This is a genomic window from Streptomyces sp. CA-251247 (genome assembly GCF_050952975.1).
GTDB classification, from domain to species: domain Bacteria; phylum Actinomycetota; class Actinomycetes; order Streptomycetales; family Streptomycetaceae; genus Streptomyces; species Streptomyces achmelvichensis.
This window is the reverse complement of sequence record NZ_CP191861.1, coordinates 1,538,275-1,556,630: the sequence shown is the minus strand read 5'-3', so window position 1 is coordinate 1,556,630 and position 18,356 is coordinate 1,538,275. Positions and strand designations below refer to the sequence as shown.

Sequence of the window (18,356 nt, the reverse complement as noted above, 5' to 3'; positions counted from 1 at the left end):
GCCTAAGTTAACACCTCAGGCGCGAAGAGTGCCCAGCAAGCGCAGCAGCGCGCCGCCGAGTCCCCACTGTGCCGCGAGTTCGTTCAAGGTCTCAGGATGGCGCGGTTCCGTGGGCAGGGCGGGGTCGAAGGGGGGCAACGCCACGTCGGAGGCGACCCGGACGACCGTCGGCGCGACCGCCACGTAGTCCCGCGACTCGTCGAGCCGCTTGCGCTGCGACGGCGTGAGCTTCGCGGCCGGGTCATCGACGGCGGCCATGATTCCGGCCAGATCGCCGAAGGCGTCCAGTAGTTTGGCCGCGGTCTTCTCGCCGATCCCGGGCACGCCCGGCAGGCCGTCGCTCGGGTCGCCCCGCAGCAGCGCCAGATTCACGTACCCGGGGCCGTCCACGCCGTACCTCTCGCGCAGCCAGGCCTCGTCCGTCGTCTGGAGCGTCCCGACGCCCTTGAGCGGATACAGCACCCGTCGGCCGCGGGCGTCGTCGACCAGCTGGAACAGGTCACGGTCGCCGGTGACGATGTCCACCGGACCGGTGGCGCGCGCGGTGAGCGTGCCGATGACGTCGTCGGCCTCGTAGCCGTCGGCGCCGACCCGGGCGATGCCCAGCGCGTCCAGCACCGCCGCGATCACCGGAACCTGGGGAGACAGGGTGTCCGGGATCTCCTCCTCGTCCGGGTGGTTCCGCTCCGTCTCCACGGCGACGCGGTGCGCCTTGTACGACGGGATCAGGTCGACTCGCCACTGTGGCCGCCAGTCGTTGTCCCAGCAGGCCACCAGGTCGTCGGGATGGTGGTCCTGGACCAGCCGCGTGATGAATTCGAGCAGCCCGCGCACGGCGTTGACCGGGGTGCCGTCGGGAGCCCGCACGGAGTCGGGGACCCCGAAGTAGGCGCGGAAGTAGAGGGAAGCGGTGTCGAGGAGCATCAGGCGTCGCGTCACACCCCGATGATGCCGCACCCCACCGACAGCCACCTCTTCCCCGGCGAGCCCCATGGAGCGCCGGGTGCCACTCGGTGAACACCCCCCGGGTGGCCGGAAGGTGACCTGGGTCACTCTTTCGTTTGGCTTGTTCTCGCCAGGGAAGGCGCGGGCCCGGAGCGGACCCCGTGCATGTTTCAACAATTGCCTCGGGCAAGCGGGCCGACCCCGCGAAGCTCCACGGTCTGCCAGTCGGGGATGGCAGACCGTTTTCGGTTCGATCGGTGAGGTGTATGTGTCCAGGCTGCAAGCCGAGCACTTGTACAAAGTGTTCGGCAGACGACCCGACGAAGCGGTGAGCAGGCTCGAAGGCGGGGCCGGCCGCGACGAGCTCCGCAGCGATGGCACGACCGCAGCGGTGATCGACGCCTCGTTCGCCGTCGAACCGGGTCAGATCTTCGTTGTCATGGGCCTCTCCGGGTCCGGCAAGTCCACGCTGCTGCGCATGCTGAACGGGCTGCTCGACCCCACCGCCGGACGCGTCCTCTTCGACGGCCAGGACCTCACCGCCCTGAGCCCGCGCGATCTGCGCACCGTCCGCTCCACGAAGATCAGCATGGTCTTCCAGCACTTCGCGCTGTTCCCGCACCGCAGCGTTCTGGAGAACGCCGGCTACGGGCTCGAGGTCCAGGGCGTCGCCCGCCCGGAGCGCGACCGCCGAGCCGCCGAGGCGCTCGAGATGGTCGGCCTCGCCGGCTGGGAGAACTCCTGGCCCGACGAGCTGTCCGGCGGCATGCAGCAGCGTGTCGGCCTCGCCCGCGCGCTCGCCACCGACGCCGATCTCCTGCTGATGGACGAGTCCTTCAGCGCGCTCGACCCGCTGATCCGCCGCGACATGCAGGACCAGCTCCTGGAGCTCCAGAAGCGGCTCAAGAAGACCATCGTCTTCATCACCCACGACCTGAACGAGGCCATGCGCCTCGGCGACCGCATCGCCGTGATGCGCGACGGCGAGATCGTGCAGCTGGGCACCGCCGAGGACATCCTCGTCACGCCCGCCAACGACTACGTCGCCTCCTTCACCCAGGACGTCGACCGCTCCCGCGTCCTCACCGCCGGCGCGATCATGGCCGACCCGGAGACCGCGTACGGCAGCAGGACGGACAACGGCAAGGAGCTGAAGGGCGCACGCGACGTACTCGCCGCCGCCCCCGCCACCGTCTCCGCGGACACGCCGATCATCGAGCTGTTCACGCCCTGCTCCACCAGCGGTGTCGCTGTCGCCGTCGTCGACGACGAGGGCGAACTCATCGGCGTCGTGCCGCGTGCCCGGCTGCTCGCCGTCCTCGGCGAGCCCATGACCCCGGCACCGATACCGCCGCAGAGCGCGGCCCCCGCGAAGAGTCTCGCCACGTCCGGCGACGCCGACGCGGCCGACAAGGCGGTGGCCAGTGCCTAGGCTCCATCTCGGCGACTGGGTCGACAGCGGTGTCAACTGGCTCCAGTCCCACCTCTCCTGGCTGTTCGACGCCATCAGCTCGGTCGTCACCGGGATGTACGACGGCATCGACTCGGTGCTCTCCGCACCCGAACCGCTGCTGTTCGCGGGCATGCTCGCCGTCGTGGCCTGGTGGCTGCGCGGCCTGCTCGCCGGCGGGCTCGCCTTCGTGGGCTTCGCCCTCATCGACTCCATCGAGCTGTGGGACGACGCGATGTCGACCCTCTCGCTGGTGCTCGTCGCCACCATCGTCACGCTGGTGATCGCCGTCCCGCTCGGCATCTGGGCCTCGCGCTCCAAGACCGTCAGCGCCGTGACCCGGCCGGTCCTGGACTTCATGCAGACCATGCCGGCGATGGTGTACCTGATCCCCGGCATCATCTTCTTCGGCGTCGGCGTGGTGCCCGGCATCATCGCCACCATCGTCTTCGCGCTGCCGCCCGGCGTACGGATGACCGAGCTCGGCATCCGCCAGGTCGACGAGGAACTCGTCGAGGCCGCAGAGGCGTTCGGCACCACTCCGCGCAACACCCTGCTGCGCGTACAGCTGCCGCTCGCGCTGCCCACGATCATGGCCGGCATCAACCAGGTCATCATGCTGGGCCTGTCCATGGTCGTCATCGCGGGCATGGTCGGCGGCGGCGGGCTCGGCGGCGCCGTGTACCGCGCCATCGGCAACGTCGACATCGGCCTCGGCTTCGAGGCGGGCATCTCCATCGTCATCCTCGCCATGTACCTGGACCGGATCACCGGCGCGCTCGGCCGCCAGGTCTCGCCGCTGGGCCGTCGCGCGATCGCCCGGGCCAAGGCACTGACCGGCGGACCGAAGATCTGGGACCACCGCCCGCAGCCCGTCGTCGCGGTCGTCGGTGTCGTCGTCCTCGCGCTGGTCGCGGGCGGCATGGGCATGTTCGGCGGCACCAAGTCCGCCGACGCGTCCGACGCCTCGAACGTGGGTCAGGGCAAGAAGGTCTCCATCGGCTACATCCCCTGGGACGAGGGCATCGCCTCCACCTTCCTGTGGAAGGAGCTGCTGGAGCAGCGCGGCTACGAGGTCGACACCAAGCAGCTGGAGGCCGGATCGCTCTACACCGGCCTCGCCGGCGGCCAGATCGACTTCCAGACCGACTCCTGGCTGCCCGTCACCCACGCCCAGTACTGGAAGAAGTACCAGAGCAAGCTGGAGGACCTCGGCTCCTGGTACGGCCCCACCTCGCTGGAGCTGTCCGTGCCCTCCTATGTGAAGGGCATCGACTCGCTGGCGGACCTCAAGGGGAAGTCGGCACAGTTCAAGGGCCGGATCATCGGCATCGAGCCGAGCGCCGGGATGATGGGCCTGCTCAAGGACAAGGTGCTCAAGGAGTACGGCCTGGAGGGCGAGTACAAGGTCGTCGACGGTTCGACGCCCGGCATGCTCGCCGAGCTGAAGCGCGCGTACGAGAAGAAGGAACCGATCGTCACCACGCTGTGGTCGCCGCACTGGGCCTACAGCAGCTACGACCTGAAGAAGCTCAAGGACCCCAAGGTGTCGTGGGGCAAGGGCGACGGCGTGCACACGCTGGCGCGCAAGGGCTTCTCGGCGGACAACCCGCAGGTCGGCAAGTGGCTGAAGAGCTTCAAGATGACCGAGAAGCAGCTCACGGACCTCGAAGCGACGATCCAGAAGACCGGCAAGGGCAAGGAGCAGGACGCCGTACGCGACTGGCTGGCCAAGAACCCCGGGCTCGCCGACAAGTGGACCCCCGTCGCCAAGGCGGGCAAGGCCGCGAACGGCAAGGACGAGCGCGAACGCCCGCTGGAGGTCGCCTGGTTCCCGTGGGAGGAGGACATCGCCGCCACGTATCTGTGGAAGGCGGTCCTCGAGGAGCGCGGGTACACGATGAATCTCAAGCAGTTCGAGGTCGGTCCCATGTACACCGCGATGTCGCGCGGTCAGATCGACGTCCAGTTCGACGGCTGGCTGCCGAACACCCAGAAGAAGTACTGGGACAAGTACGGCGACAAACTCACCGACGTCGGCTCCTGGTACGGACCCACCTCACTGGAGATCGCGGTGCCCTCCTATGTGAAGGGTGTCGACTCGCTCGAGGATCTCAAGGGCCGCGGCGGAGAGTTCAAGGGCCGGATCGTCGGTATCGAGCCAGGCACCGAGACCATGAACATCCTCAAGAACAAGGTCCTGCCGGGCTACGGCATCGACGGTGAGTACAAGGTCGTCGACAGCTCCACCCCCGGCATGCTCGCCGAGCTGAAGCGGGCGTACGCCAAGAAGGAACCGATCGCGGTCATGCTGTGGACCCCGCACTGGGCCTACAGCGAGTACGGCCTCACCAAGCTGAAGGACCCCAAGAAGGCCTTCGGCACGGGGGACCGGATCCACACGGTGGCGAGCAAGGACTTCCCGAAGAACTATCCGCGGCTGACCGCCTGGCTCAAGAACTTCAAGCTCAGCGAGAAGCAGCTCGCCGGCCTGGAGAACGAGATCCAGAAGCACGGAACGGGACACGAGGAGGAGGCGGTGAAGGCCTGGATGAAGGAGAACCCGGGCATCGCCGACCGGATGGCGCCGCAGTAGCGGTCGCACACAGTGACGGCAGGGCTGCCTGCCGTACCCGGAGCGCAACGGGGTGGTTCTCGCCGGAGGCGGGGGCCGCCCCGTCCGGCTTTCCCCGCCGGCACCGGGCCCGTGACCTGATGCGGGAGCGGTCGGACCCCGAAGCTGCGTAAGGTGAAGACAGACGAGGGGAAGGGGAGCCCGGCAGATGGACGAGAAGGACGGCAAGGACCCGAAGGAGACCGAGCGTCTTCGAGTCGGCGCTGCCGTGCGCCGGCGCCGCCGTGCGCTCGACCTCACCCTTGCCACGGTCGCCGAGCGCAGCGGCCTGTCCATCCCCTTTCTCAGCCAGGTCGAGAACGAACGCGCCCGACCCAGCGTCCGCTCCCTCCAGCGGGTCGCCGACGCCCTGGAGACCACGACGAGCCGGCTGCTCGCCGCGTCCGACGCCGCCCGCACGGTCGCGGTCGTACGCGCCGACGAGGACGACGACGCACCGCCTGTGCCCAGAGCCCGGCGGCTCGTCCGCGGCCGGCACCAGCTCGAAGCCCTGGAGTTCACCGGGGAGCACGACACCGGCGGAGAGTTCCAGCACCGCAACGACGAGCTGATGTACATCGCCGACGGCGCGGTGGAGCTGGAGGCCGAGGGCCGCGCCTACCGCCTGGCCCGGGGCGACACCCTGTTCCTGTCCGGCGGGGTGCGGCACCGGTGGCGGGCGACCCTGCCCGAGACCCGCATTGTCGTGGTCACCGTCGCCGAGCACCTCGAGACGCCGGAACCGTAGGCCGGCAGGCTTCAGGAGCCCTCATGCGTGTGGTTTCCCTCGTGCCGTCGCTGACCGAGGCGGTGGCCGTCAGCGCGCCCGGGATGCTGGTCGGCGCCACGGACTGGTGCACACATCCCGCGGATCTCGACGTCCCGCGCATCGGCGGCACCAAGAACCCCGACGTCCCCGCGGTGATCGCCCTCCGCCCCGATCTGGTGATCGCCAACGAGGAGGAGAACCGGGAGCCCGACCTCGCCGCTCTGCGCGCCGCGGGGGTCGAGGTCCTGGTCACCGAGGTGCGCGACCTGGAGCAGGCTTTCGGCGAACTGAGGCGGGTCCTGGTGGCGGGCTGCGGCCTCGCCCCGCCGGCCTGGCTCGACGAGGCCCGCGAGGCCTGGTCGTTGGTCGAACCGCTGGACGAGCCGGGCCCGTTGCGCGCCGTCGTCCCCATCTGGCGGCGGCCCTGGATGGTGCTGGGCCGGGACACCTTCGCCGGCGACCTGCTGGCGAGGCTCGGCGTGACGCATGCCTACGCCGGGCACGCCGAGCGCTACCCCCGCATTCCCCTGGACGAACTGCGCGACACCGGGGCCCGGTTGGCGGTGCTCCCCGACGAGCCGTACCGTTTCACGGCCGAGGACGGACCCGAGGCGTTCCCCGACATGGCGGCGGCACTCGTCAGCGGCCGCCATCTGACCTGGTACGGGCCGTCGTTGGCGCAGGCGCCCGTGGTGCTCAGCGAGGCGCTGCGAGCAGCGCTCCGCTGAGCAGGCCGCGCACCGTGCGCACCCCCGCCATCACCCAGCCCGTGACCAGCAGCAGGTAGAGGCCGACGGCCAGCCACTTCAGCGCCGGCAGCCCGGTGTGGTGGGCGAGACTCGCCGCGCCCGTCACACAGGTGCCGACGGGGAAGGTGAAGGCCCACCAGCTCATCGAGAACGGCATGCCGTCCCGGGCGGCCCGCACCACCATGGCGCCGGCGAGCACCAGCCACATCAGCGCGAAGCCCATGACGGGCACGCCGTAGATCACGGCGAAGGCGACGAACCCCGCGGCGTACGGCGCCTGGATCGCGCCCGGGGCCACGTCCGCGAGTTTGCCGACCGCCGTCGTCGACTGGCCGAGCGGGCCGAGGACCAGGAAGAGCGTCGGGGTCAGCGCGAGGGGCAGGCGGCCGTGGTGGACCAGCCGGGAGAAGACCACCGGCAGGATCACCAGCGTGGCGATCAGGCTGATGCCGAACATCGCGTAACTGCCGAGCAGCAGCGCCTCGCGCCCGTGACCGGCGGGCAGATGCGGGACCAGCAGAGCGCCGAGGGACGCGGCGACCATGGGGGAGACGACGGGCAGGAGCCACACCGGTGAGGCCGTGCCCGGGGCCACGCGGTGGCGGACGACCATCAGATACGGGACGGCGACCGCCACGACGAGGCCGATGAGGGTACCGACACCGAAGAGGGCGAACGCGGCCGCGACCGCCGCCGGTTCGCCGATCACATCCCGGCCGACGGAGACCGTGCCGATGCCGACGGCCAGCAGCGCCATCGACAGACATCCGTAGAAGGGCGCGATCGCCGGGTCGAGCAGATGGGCGCGGGCCTGGTCGGGGTGGTGGAGCCAGTGCGCCCCGCGGGCGACGAGCACCACGATCAGCAGCACCGCGGACAGCGCCCATATCGCCTCGCAGACGGTCCGCAGGCCCGGGACGTCGTAGGGGAGCGCGACACCCGCGTTGGCGACGATGGCGGTGCCCATGACGCTCGCGTACCAGTTCGGGGCGAAGTGGCGCAGCGTCGGCAGCCGTACGGTCGTGAGCGAGGGGGTGGTCGCCTCGACGACGGAGCGAGGGCGGGGGTGTACGGCGGTGACCATGTCTCCACTGTCGTGTCGTGAGGCGCTCCCCACCAGGGACCTTCTCCCTATGGCCCCATAAGCTGGGTTTATGAGCAGGGGACCGAAGGGCGAGGACCAGGGCGAGCGCGTACCGCTGGCACACCGCGTGCCCGATCTCGGCGCGCTGGAACTGCTGCTGGCCGTCGCCCGGCACGGCAGTCTCGGCCGCGCTGCGCGCGAGCTCGGTATCACCCAGCCCGCCGCGAGCAGCCGGATCCGCTCCATGGAACGGCAGCTCGGAGTCGCCCTGGTGGACCGCTCGCCGCGCGGCTCCCGGCTCACCGACGCGGGGGCGCTGGTCACCGACTGGGCGCGGCGGGTCGTGGAGGCGGCGGAGGCGTTCGATGTGGGGACGCAGGCGCTGCGGGGGCGGCGCGACTCGCGCCTGCGGGTCGCGGCGTCGATGACCATCGCGGAGTATCTGCTGCCCGGCTGGCTCATCGCGCTGCGCTCGCAGCGGCCCGGGACGGCGGTCTCGCTGCTGGCGGGCAACTCCGCGACGGTGGCCCAGCAACTGCTCGCGGGCGACGCGGACCTCGGATTCGTGGAAGGCCTGTCGGTGCCGGAGGGGCTGGACGGCGCGGTGATCGGCCAGGACCGGCTGCTGGTCGTGGTGGCGCCGGGTCACCCCTGGGCGCGGCGCAAGCGCCCTCTGACGGCCGGCGAGCTGGCCTCGGAACCCCTGATCCTGCGGGAGCGCGGATCAGGTACCCGCCAGGTGCTCGACTCGGCGCTCACCGGCCACGGGGGCCTGGCGGAACCGCTGCTGGAACTGGCGTCGACGACGGCGGTGAAGGCGGCGGCGGTGAGCGGGGCGGGTCCCGCCGTGCTGAGCGAGCTGGCGGTGACCGAGGAAGTGGCCGCGCGGCGGCTGACGGAGGTCCCGGTGGAGGGTGTGAGCATGGACCGGTCGCTGCGGGCGGTCTGGCCGTCCTCCCACCGGCCCACCGGGCCGGCGAGAGAACTGCTGTCCCTGACGCAGGGCTGAGCGGCGGAGGTAACAGCCCCGGAGGCTGCTTGCGGCAGGTCCGGAGCCGTACGGGAGCCGCCGCCGCAGCCGAGCGCGGTCGGCCCGGGGGCGCCGGCCGCAGGCAGCCCGCGCTCCCCGAACGTCAGCCCGCCGAAGCCTCCACCAGCGCCCGCATCACCCGGACGTCCTCGCCCATCTCCGGGTGCCACTGCACCCCCAGCACCCACCCGTCCGCGGTCTCGACCGCCTCCACCGTCCCGTCGTCCGCGTGGGCGCCCGCCGTCAGGGCCGGGGCCAGGACGTCGAGCGACTGGTGGTGGTAGGTCGGGACCTTCGTCGCCTCCGGGGTGATGGAGGCGAACCGGGTGCCGGGGACCGGCCGGACCGTGTGGGTGCCGAAGACGCCCACACCGCCCACATGCCCGTCGAGGTGCTGCACCAGGGTTCCGCCGAGGGCCACGTTCAGCAGCTGCATCCCGCGGCAGATCCCCAGCAGCGGGGTGCCCGTGGCCAGCGCCGCGTGGATCAGGGCGAGCTCCCAGGCGTCCCGGTCCCGCGCGGGCGGCCCGGTGCGCGGGTCTGCCGGTGCGCCGTAGCGCGCGGGCTCCACGTCCGCACCGCCCGCGATCACCAGGCCGTCCAGCCGGGCCACGACCGCCTCGGCCGAGGCGGGGTCCTCGTCCGGCGGGAGCAGCGCCGCGAGCCCGCCCGCCGCCTGGACCATGCGGGGATACGCCGCCGGCAGCAGTGCCGCGGGCAGCTCCCACACCCCCCACGTCGCGGGGTTGAGGTAGGTGGTGACCCCGATGAGCGGCTTGGACACGGTGGCTCCGTTCGTTCCTGTCGCGTTACGTCACGTGCGTCACGTGCGTCACGTGCGTCACTTGCGTTCGAGTTCGGCCTCCGCCGCCGCCAGCGCCGCGAACTCCTCCTCCGGCGCCTTCGCGACCAGATGATGCCGAGAGTAGAACGCGAAGTAGGCGAGTGCGACGGCGTAGACGCCGAGCGCGATGTACGCCGCGTCCTTGTCCACCAGGAACGTCGCCACCAGCGCGGAGAGCGCGAGGACGAAGGCGACCGAGGAGGTGACGATGCCGCCGGGGGTGCGGTACGGGCGCGGAAGCTCCGGCTCGCGGCGCCGCAGCACGATGTGCGACAGGGCCATCAGCGCGTAGCTGATCGTTGCCCCGAAGACCGCGATGTTGAGCATCCGCGCGCCGTTGCCCGTGCCCGCCGCCAGGGCGAATCCGAGCGCGCCGGGGATCAGCAGGCCGAGGTAGGGCGACTTGCGACGGCTGGTGAGCGAGAGGAAGCGCGGGAGGTAGCCGGCCCGGGAGAGGGCGAAGAGCTGGCGGGAGCCCGCGTAGATCAGCGAGAAGAACGAGGCCACCAGGCCCGCGAGCCCCGCGTAGTTGACGAAGCGGCTCAGCGGCGTCGGGTCGCCGCTGCCCTCCAGGGCGACCACGAGCGGGTTGCCGGCGTCCTTCAGGGCGTCCGATCCGCTCGCGCCCGTCGCGGCGAAGAAGGTGAGCACGGCGAGCACCGCCAGGACGCCCATGGAGATGGCGAGGGCCTTCGGCATCGAGCGCACCGGGTCCTTCGCCTCCTCGGCGGCGAGCGGCACGCCCTCGACGCCCAGGAAGAACCACATGCCGAAGGGGAAGGCCGCCCAGATGCCCAGCAGGCCGAACGGCAGCCACGAGCTCGAGGCGAACGCGTCCGTGTCCACGGCGATGTTGTCGAGGCCGCCCGCCGAGAAGTCGGTGAACGCGCCGACCACGAAGATCAGCAGCGCCGCGACCGCGATGGCGGTGACGACCAGGCTGAAGCGCAGCGCCTCGCCGACTCCCCACAAGTGGATCCCGATGAAGATCACGAAGCAGGCGAGATAGACCGGCCAGCCCGATTCCAGGCCGAAGAGGTTGAGTGACTCGACATAGTCACCGATGAAGATCGATATCGCCGCCGGGGCGAGGATGTACTCGATCAGGATCGCCGTGCCGGTGAGGAAGCCGCCCCAGGTGCCGAGGGCGCGGCGGGCGAATCCGTAACCGCCGCCCGCCGTGGGCAGGATCGCCGACAGTTCGGCGAGGGCGAAGACGAGACAGGCGTACATCACGCCCATCAGCAGGGTGGCTATCGCGAGGCCGCCGAAGCCGCCCTTGGCGAGGCCGGTGTTCCAGCCGGCGAAGTCGCCGGAGACGACATAGGCCACGCCGAGTCCGGTGAGCAGCAGCCAGCCGGCGCTGCCCCGGCGCAGGGTGCGCCGCTGGAGATAGGCGTCGTCGGCGGAGGAAGTGGTGCGCGGGGTCGTGCCTTCGGCCATGAGTCGCTCCTGGCAGTCAAAGGTTTGTGCGGACACCTTTGCGGCAGCCATCCGGAATGCGCAACCCCTGTGCGTAAAGGTGAGGTTACGGATCGGCCCGCGCACCCCTTGGCGGACCGCCCCGCCGACCGGTCAGGGCAGAAAGCCGCGCAGCAGTGCCGCGGTGCCCTCGCAGTGCTCCCGCATCACCTCGCGAGCCGCGTCGGCGTCGCCGTCCAGTACCGCCTCGACCAGCGCGCTGTGCTGCTGCTGGGAGTGTTCGAGGTTGCGCACGAGCAGCGGAATGCAGTCGAGCAGATCGTTGAGAGTCGCCCGCACCGCGGCGTACCGGGCGGCCAGCGTCGGGGATCCGGACAGTTCCGCGAGGGTCAGATGCAGCAGCGTGTCCGCGCGCCGGTAGTCGGCAAGCGGGGCGTCGTGCGTGGACGACAGGGCGGTACGCAGCCGCTTCGCGCCCTGGTCGGTCAGCCCGTGGGCGGCGCACAGTCCCGCCGCGCCGACCTCCAGCACCTCACGGAAGCGCAGGGTGTCCTCGACGTCGACATCCGCCACGCGCCGGCGCAGCTCGTCCTCGCCGTGGGCGTCCGGCCGGTGCAGCACGAAGGTGCCGCCGTAGCGGCCGCGCCGGCTCTCCACCAGTCCCTGGTCGGCGAGGACCTTCAGCACCTCGCGCAGGGTGACCCGGCTGATGCCCATCCGCTCGGCGAGCTCACGCTCCGCGGGCAGCCGCTCGCCGCCGGGGACCAGCCCGAGGCGCAGCAGCTGGAGAATCTGCTCCAGTGCCTCCTCGAAGCCGTTGCCCGCGCGTACGGGGCGCAGCACGGGTGTCAGCCGGTCGGCCGCGTCGTTCGTCTTCGCCACGTCGCCGTTTCCTCTTCCCAGGCAATGGTCTTCGGTAATACCTTATGGCTTCCGGCTGACCCAAGGAGGCGTAATCCCGTGGCAGACCGCAAACCCCCGCTCGGGGTCGAGGAGCTTCGTGCCCTCGTCGCGAGCGGTGAGATCGACACCGTCGTCCTGGCCTTCCCCGACATGCAGGGGCGGCTCCAGGGCAAGCGGTTCGCCGCACCGTTCTTCCTCGACGAGGTTCTCGAACACGGCACCGAGGGCTGCAACTACCTCCTCGCCGTCGACACCGAGATGAACACCGTCGACGGCTACGAGATGTCCTCGTGGGAGCGCGGCTACGGCGACTTCGCCATGCACCCCGACCTCGCCACCCTGCGCCGCATCCCCTGGAACGAGGGCACGGCCCTCCTCGTCGCCGACCTCGCGTGGAACGACGGCTCGCCCGTCGTCGCCGCGCCCCGCCAGGTCCTGCGCCGTCAGCTGGAGCGCCTCGCCGAGCACGGGTTCACCGCCCACGCCGGCACGGAGCTCGAGTTCATCGTCTTCAAGGACACCTACGAGCAGGCCTGGGACCGCCACTACCGCGATCTCACCCCGGCCAACCAGTACAACATCGACTACTCCGTCCTCGGCACCGGACGGATCGAGCCGCTGCTGCGCCGCATCCGCAACGAGATGGCCGCGGCCGGACTGACCGTCGAGTCCGCCAAGGGCGAGTGCAACGCCGGCCAGCACGAGATCGCCTTCAAGTACGACGAAGCCCTGATCACCTGCGACCAGCACGCGGTCTACAAGACCGGCTCCAAGGAGATCGCCTCGCAGGAGGGCGTCTCGCTCACCTTCATGGCCAAGTACAACGAGCGCGAGGGCAACTCCTGCCACATCCACCTCTCGCTCCAGGACGAGAACGGCACCAACGTCATGGCGGGCGACGGACCCGGCGGCATGTCCCAGGTCATGCGCCACTTCCTCGCCGGACAACTGGCCGCCCTGCGCGAGTTCTCGCTGCTGTACGCGCCCAACATCAACTCCTACAAGCGGTTCCAGCCCGGCTCCTTCGCGCCGACCGCCGTCGCCTGGGGCTACGACAACCGCACCTGCGCGCTGCGCGTCGTCGGCCACGGCCGCTCCATGCGCTTCGAGAACCGGCTCCCGGGCGGTGACGTCAATCCCTACCTCGCCGTCGCCGGACTGGTCGCGGCCGGGCTGCACGGCATCGAGCAGAAGCTGGAGCTGCCCGAGGAGTGCACCGGCAACGCGTACACCGCCGGATACGAGCAGGTCCCCACCACCCTGCGGGAAGCCGCCGAGCTCTGGGAGAACAGCGCCATCGCCAAGGCCGCCTTCGGCGACGAAGTCGTCGCGCACTACCGCAACATGGCGCGGGTCGAACTCCAGGCGTTCGATGCCGCGGTGACCGACTGGGAGCTCCGCCGCTCCTTCGAACGTCTGTGAGGCACGTTGTGACGCACGCCCACCACGAGGTGGTCAACCCCGCCACGGGCGAGGTGATCGAGACCGTCCCGGCGACGAGCGCCGCCGAGGTCGACGCCGCCGTCGCCCGCGCCGCGAAGGCCCAGGAAGGCTGGGCGGCCGCCGCCCCCGCCGACCGGGCCCGACTGCTGCGCAGGTTCGCCGGCGTCGTGGACGAACACATCGAGGAACTGGCCCGCCTGGAGGTACGCGAGGCCGGCCACACCATCGGCAACGCCCGCTGGGAGGCCGGCAACGTCCGCGACCTCCTCGACTTCGCCGCCGGGGGAGTGGAACGCCTCACCGGGCGCCAGATCCCCGTTGCCGGCGGCCTCGACATCACCATCCTCGAACCCCTCGGCGTCATCGGCGTGATCGCGCCCTGGAACTTCCCCATGCCGATCGCCGCCTGGGGCACCGCCCCCGCGCTCGCCGCCGGGAACGCCGTCCTCCTCAAACCGGCCGAGACCACACCGCTGACCGCCCTGCGGCTGGCCGAACTCGCCCTGGAAGCGGGCCTGCCCGAGCATCTCTTCCAGGTGCTGCCGGGAGCGGGCGACGTGACGGGCAACGCACTCGTCGAGCACCCCGGCGTGGCCAAGATCGTGTTCACCGGCTCCACCCGGGTCGGCAAGAGCATCATGGCCACGAGCGCCCCGCTGGTGAAGCGGGTGACGCTCGAACTCGGCGGCAAGAGCCCCAACATCGTCTTCGCCGACTCCGATCTCCAGGCGGCCGCCGCGGCCACCCCGATGTCCTTCCTCGACAACAGCGGACAGGACTGCTGCGCCCGGACCCGCATCCTGGTGCAGCGCTCGGTGTACGACCGGTTCCTCGACCTGCTCGCCCCCGCGATCGAGTCCGTCGTCGTGGGCGACCCCGCCGACGAGAAGACCCAGATGGGTCCGCTGATCTCGCAGATCCAGCTGGACCGGGTGCGCTCCTACGTCCCGGACGACCTGCCCGGCATCCGGGGCAGCGCCCCCGACGGCCCCGGCTTCTGGTTCGCGCCCACCGTCCTCACCGACATCGCCCCCGACGCCCCGGCCGCCTGCGAGGAAGTCTTCGGACCCGTGGCCGCCGTCCTGCCCTTCGACGACGAGGCCGACGCGATCCGGCTCGCCAATGCCACCGACTACGGACTCTCCGGCTCGATCTGGACCCGCGACATCGGCCGCGCCCTGCGCGTCTCGCGGGCCGTCGCCGCCGGCAACCTCTCCGTCAACTCCCACAGCAGCGTCCGCTATTCGACCCCCTTCGGCGGCTACAAGCAGTCCGGCCTCGGCCGCGAACTCGGCCCCGACGCCCTGACCGCATTCACCGAGACCAAGAACGTCTTCATCAGCACGGAGGCCTGAGCACTCATGACCGACACCGCACACATCTGCCGCCGACTGGTGGGCCGTACCGCAGTCATCACCGGCGCCGGCAGCGGCATCGGCCTGGCGACGGCCCGCCGCCTCGCCTCCGAGGGCGCCAACGTCGTCTGCGGCGACATCGACGAGATCGCGGGCAAGGCCGCCGCCGACGAGGTCGGGGGCACCTTCGTCCAGGTCGACGTCACCGACGCCGAGCAGGTCGAGGCGCTGTTCAAGGCGGCGTTCGACACCTACGGCTCCGTCGACATCGCCTTCAACAACGCGGGGATCTCCCCGCCCGACGACGATTCGATCCTGACCACCGGACTGGATGCGTGGAAGCGCGTCCAGGACGTCAACCTCACCTCCGTGTTCCTGTGCTGCAAGGCCGCCATCCCCTACATGCAGCGCCAGGGCCGGGGCTCCATCATCAACACCGCCTCCTTCGTGGCGATCATGGGAGCGGCGACCTCGCAGATCTCGTACACCGCGTCCAAGGGCGGCGTACTCGCCATGACCCGCGAACTCGGCGTGCAGTTCGCCCGCGAGGGCATCCGGGTCAACGCCCTGTGCCCGGGACCCGTCAACACCCCGCTGCTCCAGGAGCTGTTCGCCAAGGACCCAGAGCGGGCGGCGCGCCGTCTGGTGCACATCCCGGCGGGCCGGTTCGCGGAGGCGGACGAGATCGCCTCCGCGGTGGCGTTCCTCGCCAGCGACGACTCGTCGTTCATCAACGCGACGGACTTCCTGGTGGACGGCGGAATCGCCGGGGCGTACGTCACACCCGTGTAGAACGCCCGAACGGGTCGCCCGGTGGAGGCCCTAGGCTGGCCGGATGAGCATGACGACCCCGGCCGGCTGGTACCCGGATCCGAGCGTTCCCGGCACCGAACGCTGGTGGGACGGGACCACCTGGACCGCGCACACCCGCGCGGTCCAGGTGCAGACCCCGGCCGCCGGGTTCGGTCCCCCCACCGTGCCGATGGCGCAGCCCGCCGCTCCGGGCGGCGGACCGAAGGGCAGGCTCGTGGCGTTCGCCGTCGCAGGCGTCGTCCTCGTGGCCGCCGTCGCGACCGCGGCCGTCCTGCTCGCACCCGGCGACGACGACAGCGGTACGGACGCGGCGCCGAGTGCCACCGCACCCGTCAGCACCTCCGCTGACCCGCAGGACACACCGTCCCCGACAGCGTCCGCCGACGACGCCGACGTGCTCACCGACCAGCTCAACGGGATCTCGATACCGATCCCCGAGGGCTGGGAGAAGTCCGACAGCACCCTCGACGACGGCGCGACCCTGCGCACGGAGCTGACGTACGAATGCCCGGCCGGCGGTTCGTCGCTCTGCCGGCACGGCCGGATCTCGTCCATCGCCTCCGGCGGGTCCTCCGCCACCACGCCCGAAGCCCTCGCCAAGGAGGACATCGTCACGGCGGCGGACAAGGCGTACGACGAGGACGTCCTCGGCAGCCGGATCTACGGCGGGATCACCTCCCACACCGTCCTCAAGTCCCAGTCCTTCGCCGTCGCCGGGCGCGCGGGCCATCTGGTGCGCTGGCGGGTCGTCACCGGCAAGGGCCCCGGCGGATACGTCCAGTCGCTCGTCTTCCCCTCGACCGTGGGCACCGAGGCCATGGTCATCGTCCGCTTCGCCTTCGACGCCGGTCCCGGTGCGCCGAAGCTCGCCGACATGGACAGGATCGCGGCGAGCATCCGGGCGGACGGTGACACGGCGAGCGGAGGCGTCGGCAGCAGTATCGGACCGAGCAACTGACCCTGCCCGTCGGCGGACTCGGTCCATGACGCGGTCCATGAGCGGAGTCTGTCCGCGAGCGGAGGGGCATCCGACGGGGCGGAGCCGGCGGTCAGAGGAAGCGGAGCCGGCCGTCAGAGGAAGGTGCGGCCCTCGCCCCGGTAGGTGGGCGCCGTCCCCGTGATCCGGTCCCCTTCGATCAGCTGAAGGGTGTCGAACCGCTCACACATCTCGCCCGCCTTGGCATGCCGGAACCACACCTTGTCGCCGATCAGCAGGTCGTCCGCGGGGGAGCCGAGCAGCGGGGTCTGCACCTCGCCGGCCGCCTCCTGCGGGTCGTAGCGCAGCCCTTCGGGCAGATAGGGGACCGGCAGACGGTCCGCCCCGGCGGCTCCGGACGCGGGGTAGCCGCCGCCGAGCACCGTCACCACACCCACTCCGGGCCGGCGCACCACGGGCTGGGCGAAGAGCGCGGCCGGACGGCCGGAGAAGGAGGTGTAGTTGTCGAACAGCCGCGGGACGTACAGCCCCGAGCCCGCCGCGATCTCGGTGACGCAGTCCTCTGCCGCGGTGTGCTGCACGCTGCCGGTACCGCCGCCGTTGACGAACTCCAGGTCCGGCGCCACCGCACGGACCGCCCGCACCACGGCCGCCCGCCGGGCCGCCAGTTCCCTGCGGGCCGTCGCCTGCATGAGCCTGATCGCCCGGGAACGCATCGGACGGCCGCCGATCGCATCACCGACACCGGCGATGTGCCCCTCGTACGCCATCAGTCCCACCAGCCGGAAACCCGGACGGCGGGCGATCGAGCGGGCCAGCTCGGCCAGTTGCGCCGGCTCCCGCAGTGGCGAACGGCGAGCACCCACACGGATCCGGCCCCCGAGCAGATGCAGCGCGGTGTCCAGTTCCAGACAGACCCGGATCTCTTCCCTGCCCCCGGCGCGGGAGGCCTCGATGAGGTCGAGCTGCGCCGCGTCGTCGATCATCACGGTCACGGCGGCGGCGAGCTTCGGGTCACCCGCGAGCTCGGCATAGCCCGCGCGGTCCGCCGACGGATAGGCCAGCAGGACATCGTCGAAACCGGCCCTGGCCAGCCACAGCGACTCGTCCAGCGTGAAGGACATGATCCCGGCGAAGCCGTCCCTCGCCAGCACCCGCTCCAGCAGTACCCGGCAGCGCACGGACTTGCTCGCGACGCGGACGGGCTTGCCGCCCGCTCTGCGCACCAGATCCCCGGCGTTGGCGTCGAAGGCGTCGAGATCGACGACGGCGAGCGGAGCGTCGAGATGGGCGGTGGCCCTGTCGTAGCGGGCCCGGTCAGCGGCGCGGGGAGTCATGGCCCGAGCTTGCCAGACCGGATTACCCCGGGGTAGGGGGACGTTTTGGGCAGATCCCCACGGAGGCGGGGTCTCGGTGCCGTGGGGGGTGTCTCAACCCGTAGAGTGACGCACACGCGGTGACGAACGGGCCTGCCCCGAGAGGCGATCCGTTGGTGTACGTGGACATGGACCCGGGGGGCCGTATGAGTACGGAGGCGCAACGCCCTCCCGGCCCCGAGGACCCGGACCGCCGGCCGGCGCCCCGCCACGAGGACGCCCCCCATTCCGCACGAATCCCCCCGGCGCAGCGCCCGCAGCGTCCGTCGGGTCTGCGCAATCTGCTGCCCCCGGAGCACGACCCCGGCACGCCGGCGCAGGGTGATCGCGTTCCGCCCGAGACGCAGGCGGCGCCCGCTCCGCCCGCCCGGGCGCCGGAACCGCGTCGTCCCGAGGGTGCCCCGCCCGCCCGGCGCCCGTCGCGGGACGGCGATCCGCGCCAGGCCTCCGTGCCGCCGCGCGGCGACGCACAGCCCGGTACGTCTGCGGCGGCCCGTCGCCCCGCGTCCGGTGACCGGCATGCGGTTCCGCCGATGCCCGACGGCCGTCCCGGCGCCCCGCACCGCCCCGAGAAGGCTCCGCACGGCCCTGAGAAGGCTCCGCACACGGCTCCGCACACGGC

At 71.2% G+C, this 18,356-nt stretch carries 15 protein-coding genes; 9 read left to right on the top strand and 6 right to left on the bottom strand.

All coding sequences use genetic code 11. The features are described from left to right. Nucleotides 1–15: 15 nt before the first annotated feature. On the bottom strand, nucleotides 16–924 hold the full coding sequence (locus ACQPWZ_RS06835) for a 5'-3' exonuclease (RefSeq protein ID WP_340477760.1): 909 nt from the start codon (nucleotides 922–924) through the stop codon (nucleotides 16–18). Nucleotides 925–1,213: 289 nt separating this feature from the next. On the opposite strand from ACQPWZ_RS06835, the gene ACQPWZ_RS06830 reads away from it, so the two are divergent. From ACQPWZ_RS06830 to ACQPWZ_RS06815, 4 genes are all read left to right on the top strand, one after another. Beyond that, nucleotides 1,214–2,377, top strand: coding sequence for a quaternary amine ABC transporter ATP-binding protein (locus tag ACQPWZ_RS06830; protein WP_383234084.1), 1,164 nt, complete (start codon nucleotides 1,214–1,216; stop codon nucleotides 2,375–2,377). After that, on the top strand, nucleotides 2,370–4,991 hold the full coding sequence (locus ACQPWZ_RS06825) for an ABC transporter permease/substrate binding protein (RefSeq protein WP_405568519.1): 2,622 nt from the start codon (nucleotides 2,370–2,372) through the stop codon (nucleotides 4,989–4,991). Before ACQPWZ_RS06830 ends, ACQPWZ_RS06825 begins: the two co-directional genes overlap by 8 nt. Before the next feature lie 187 nt (nucleotides 4,992–5,178). Further along, nucleotides 5,179–5,757, top strand: a complete 579-nt coding sequence (locus ACQPWZ_RS06820) for a helix-turn-helix domain-containing protein (protein ID WP_356706027.1) — start codon at nucleotides 5,179–5,181, stop codon at nucleotides 5,755–5,757. Between the two features lie 23 nt (nucleotides 5,758–5,780). Beyond that, nucleotides 5,781–6,506 carry a helical backbone metal receptor gene (locus ACQPWZ_RS06815; RefSeq protein WP_433570902.1) on the top strand — a complete coding sequence of 242 codons (726 nt, stop codon included), beginning with the start codon at nucleotides 5,781–5,783 and terminating at the stop codon, nucleotides 6,504–6,506. Here the strand turns inward: ACQPWZ_RS06815 and ACQPWZ_RS06810 are convergent. Next, a complete protein-coding gene (locus ACQPWZ_RS06810; protein WP_433570901.1) occupies nucleotides 6,475–7,611 on the bottom strand; it encodes a TDT family transporter in 1,137 nt (378 codons plus the stop codon). The genes ACQPWZ_RS06815 and ACQPWZ_RS06810 overlap by 32 nt on opposite strands. A 70-nt stretch (nucleotides 7,612–7,681) precedes the next feature. On the opposite strand from ACQPWZ_RS06810, the gene ACQPWZ_RS06805 reads away from it, so the two are divergent. Further along, nucleotides 7,682–8,620, top strand: a complete 939-nt coding sequence (locus ACQPWZ_RS06805; RefSeq protein WP_405568515.1) for a LysR family transcriptional regulator — start codon at nucleotides 7,682–7,684, stop codon at nucleotides 8,618–8,620. A gap of 124 nt (nucleotides 8,621–8,744) precedes the next feature. Here the strand turns inward: ACQPWZ_RS06805 and ACQPWZ_RS06800 are convergent, their stop codons facing one another. From ACQPWZ_RS06800 to ACQPWZ_RS06790, 3 genes are all read right to left on the bottom strand, one after another. Further along, nucleotides 8,745–9,425, bottom strand: coding sequence for a gamma-glutamyl-gamma-aminobutyrate hydrolase family protein (locus ACQPWZ_RS06800; RefSeq protein WP_433570900.1), 681 nt, complete (start codon nucleotides 9,423–9,425; stop codon nucleotides 8,745–8,747). A gap of 57 nt (nucleotides 9,426–9,482) precedes the next feature. Then, on the bottom strand, nucleotides 9,483–10,928 hold the full coding sequence (eat, locus tag ACQPWZ_RS06795) for an ethanolamine permease (protein ID WP_340472185.1): 1,446 nt from the start codon (nucleotides 10,926–10,928) through the stop codon (nucleotides 9,483–9,485). Nucleotides 10,929–11,060: 132 nt separating this feature from the next. Further along, entirely contained in the window at nucleotides 11,061–11,789 is a 729-nt protein-coding gene (locus ACQPWZ_RS06790) for a FadR/GntR family transcriptional regulator (protein ID WP_340472184.1), read from the bottom strand. Between the two features lie 78 nt (nucleotides 11,790–11,867). Here ACQPWZ_RS06790 and ACQPWZ_RS06785 point away from each other — a divergent pair, with 78 nt between their 5' ends. Genes ACQPWZ_RS06785 through ACQPWZ_RS06770 form a run of 4 tightly spaced genes read left to right on the top strand, consistent with a single transcriptional unit; the run spans nucleotide 11,868 to nucleotide 16,379 of the window. Then, a complete protein-coding gene (locus tag ACQPWZ_RS06785) occupies nucleotides 11,868–13,232 on the top strand; it encodes a glutamine synthetase family protein (protein ID WP_433570899.1) in 1,365 nt (454 codons plus the stop codon). A gap of 8 nt (nucleotides 13,233–13,240) precedes the next feature. Continuing rightward, nucleotides 13,241–14,608, top strand: a complete 1,368-nt coding sequence (locus ACQPWZ_RS06780) for an aldehyde dehydrogenase family protein (protein ID WP_433570898.1) — start codon at nucleotides 13,241–13,243, stop codon at nucleotides 14,606–14,608. A 6-nt stretch (nucleotides 14,609–14,614) separates the two neighbouring features. Then, the gene (locus ACQPWZ_RS06775) at nucleotides 14,615–15,400 is read left to right on the top strand and encodes a 3-oxoacyl-ACP reductase (protein WP_433570897.1); all 786 of its coding nucleotides are present in this window, start codon (nucleotides 14,615–14,617) and stop codon (nucleotides 15,398–15,400) included. Nucleotides 15,401–15,443: 43 nt separating this feature from the next. Next, a complete protein-coding gene (locus ACQPWZ_RS06770) occupies nucleotides 15,444–16,379 on the top strand; it encodes a DUF2510 domain-containing protein (protein ID WP_433570896.1) in 936 nt (311 codons plus the stop codon). Nucleotides 16,380–16,492: 113 nt separating this feature from the next. Here ACQPWZ_RS06770 and ACQPWZ_RS06765 read toward each other — a convergent pair whose 3' ends face one another. Beyond that, the gene (locus tag ACQPWZ_RS06765; RefSeq protein WP_340472178.1) at nucleotides 16,493–17,695 is read right to left on the bottom strand and encodes an amino acid deaminase/aldolase; all 1,203 of its coding nucleotides are present in this window, start codon (nucleotides 17,693–17,695) and stop codon (nucleotides 16,493–16,495) included. Nucleotides 17,696–18,356: the final 661 nt, after the last annotated feature.

What these genes read in the sequence shown, in the direction of transcription:
- eat (WP_340472185.1), bottom strand. Translation starts at nt 10,928, where the DNA reads ATGGCCGAAGGCACGACCCCGCGCACCACTTCCTCCGCCGACGACGCC.
- ACQPWZ_RS06835 (WP_340477760.1), bottom strand. Translation starts at nt 924, where the DNA reads ATGCTCCTCGACACCGCTTCCCTCTACTTCCGCGCCTACTTCGGGGTC.
- ACQPWZ_RS06805 (WP_405568515.1), top strand. Translation starts at nt 7,682, where the DNA reads ATGAGCAGGGGACCGAAGGGCGAGGACCAGGGCGAGCGCGTACCGCTG.
- ACQPWZ_RS06775 (WP_433570897.1), top strand. Translation starts at nt 14,615, where the DNA reads ATGACCGACACCGCACACATCTGCCGCCGACTGGTGGGCCGTACCGCA.
- ACQPWZ_RS06815 (WP_433570902.1), top strand. Translation starts at nt 5,781, where the DNA reads ATGCGTGTGGTTTCCCTCGTGCCGTCGCTGACCGAGGCGGTGGCCGTC.
- ACQPWZ_RS06810 (WP_433570901.1), bottom strand. Translation starts at nt 7,611, where the DNA reads ATGGTCACCGCCGTACACCCCCGCCCTCGCTCCGTCGTCGAGGCGACC.
- ACQPWZ_RS06820 (WP_356706027.1), top strand. Translation starts at nt 5,179, where the DNA reads ATGGACGAGAAGGACGGCAAGGACCCGAAGGAGACCGAGCGTCTTCGA.
- ACQPWZ_RS06765 (WP_340472178.1), bottom strand. Translation starts at nt 17,695, where the DNA reads ATGACTCCCCGCGCCGCTGACCGGGCCCGCTACGACAGGGCCACCGCC.
- ACQPWZ_RS06770 (WP_433570896.1), top strand. Translation starts at nt 15,444, where the DNA reads ATGAGCATGACGACCCCGGCCGGCTGGTACCCGGATCCGAGCGTTCCC.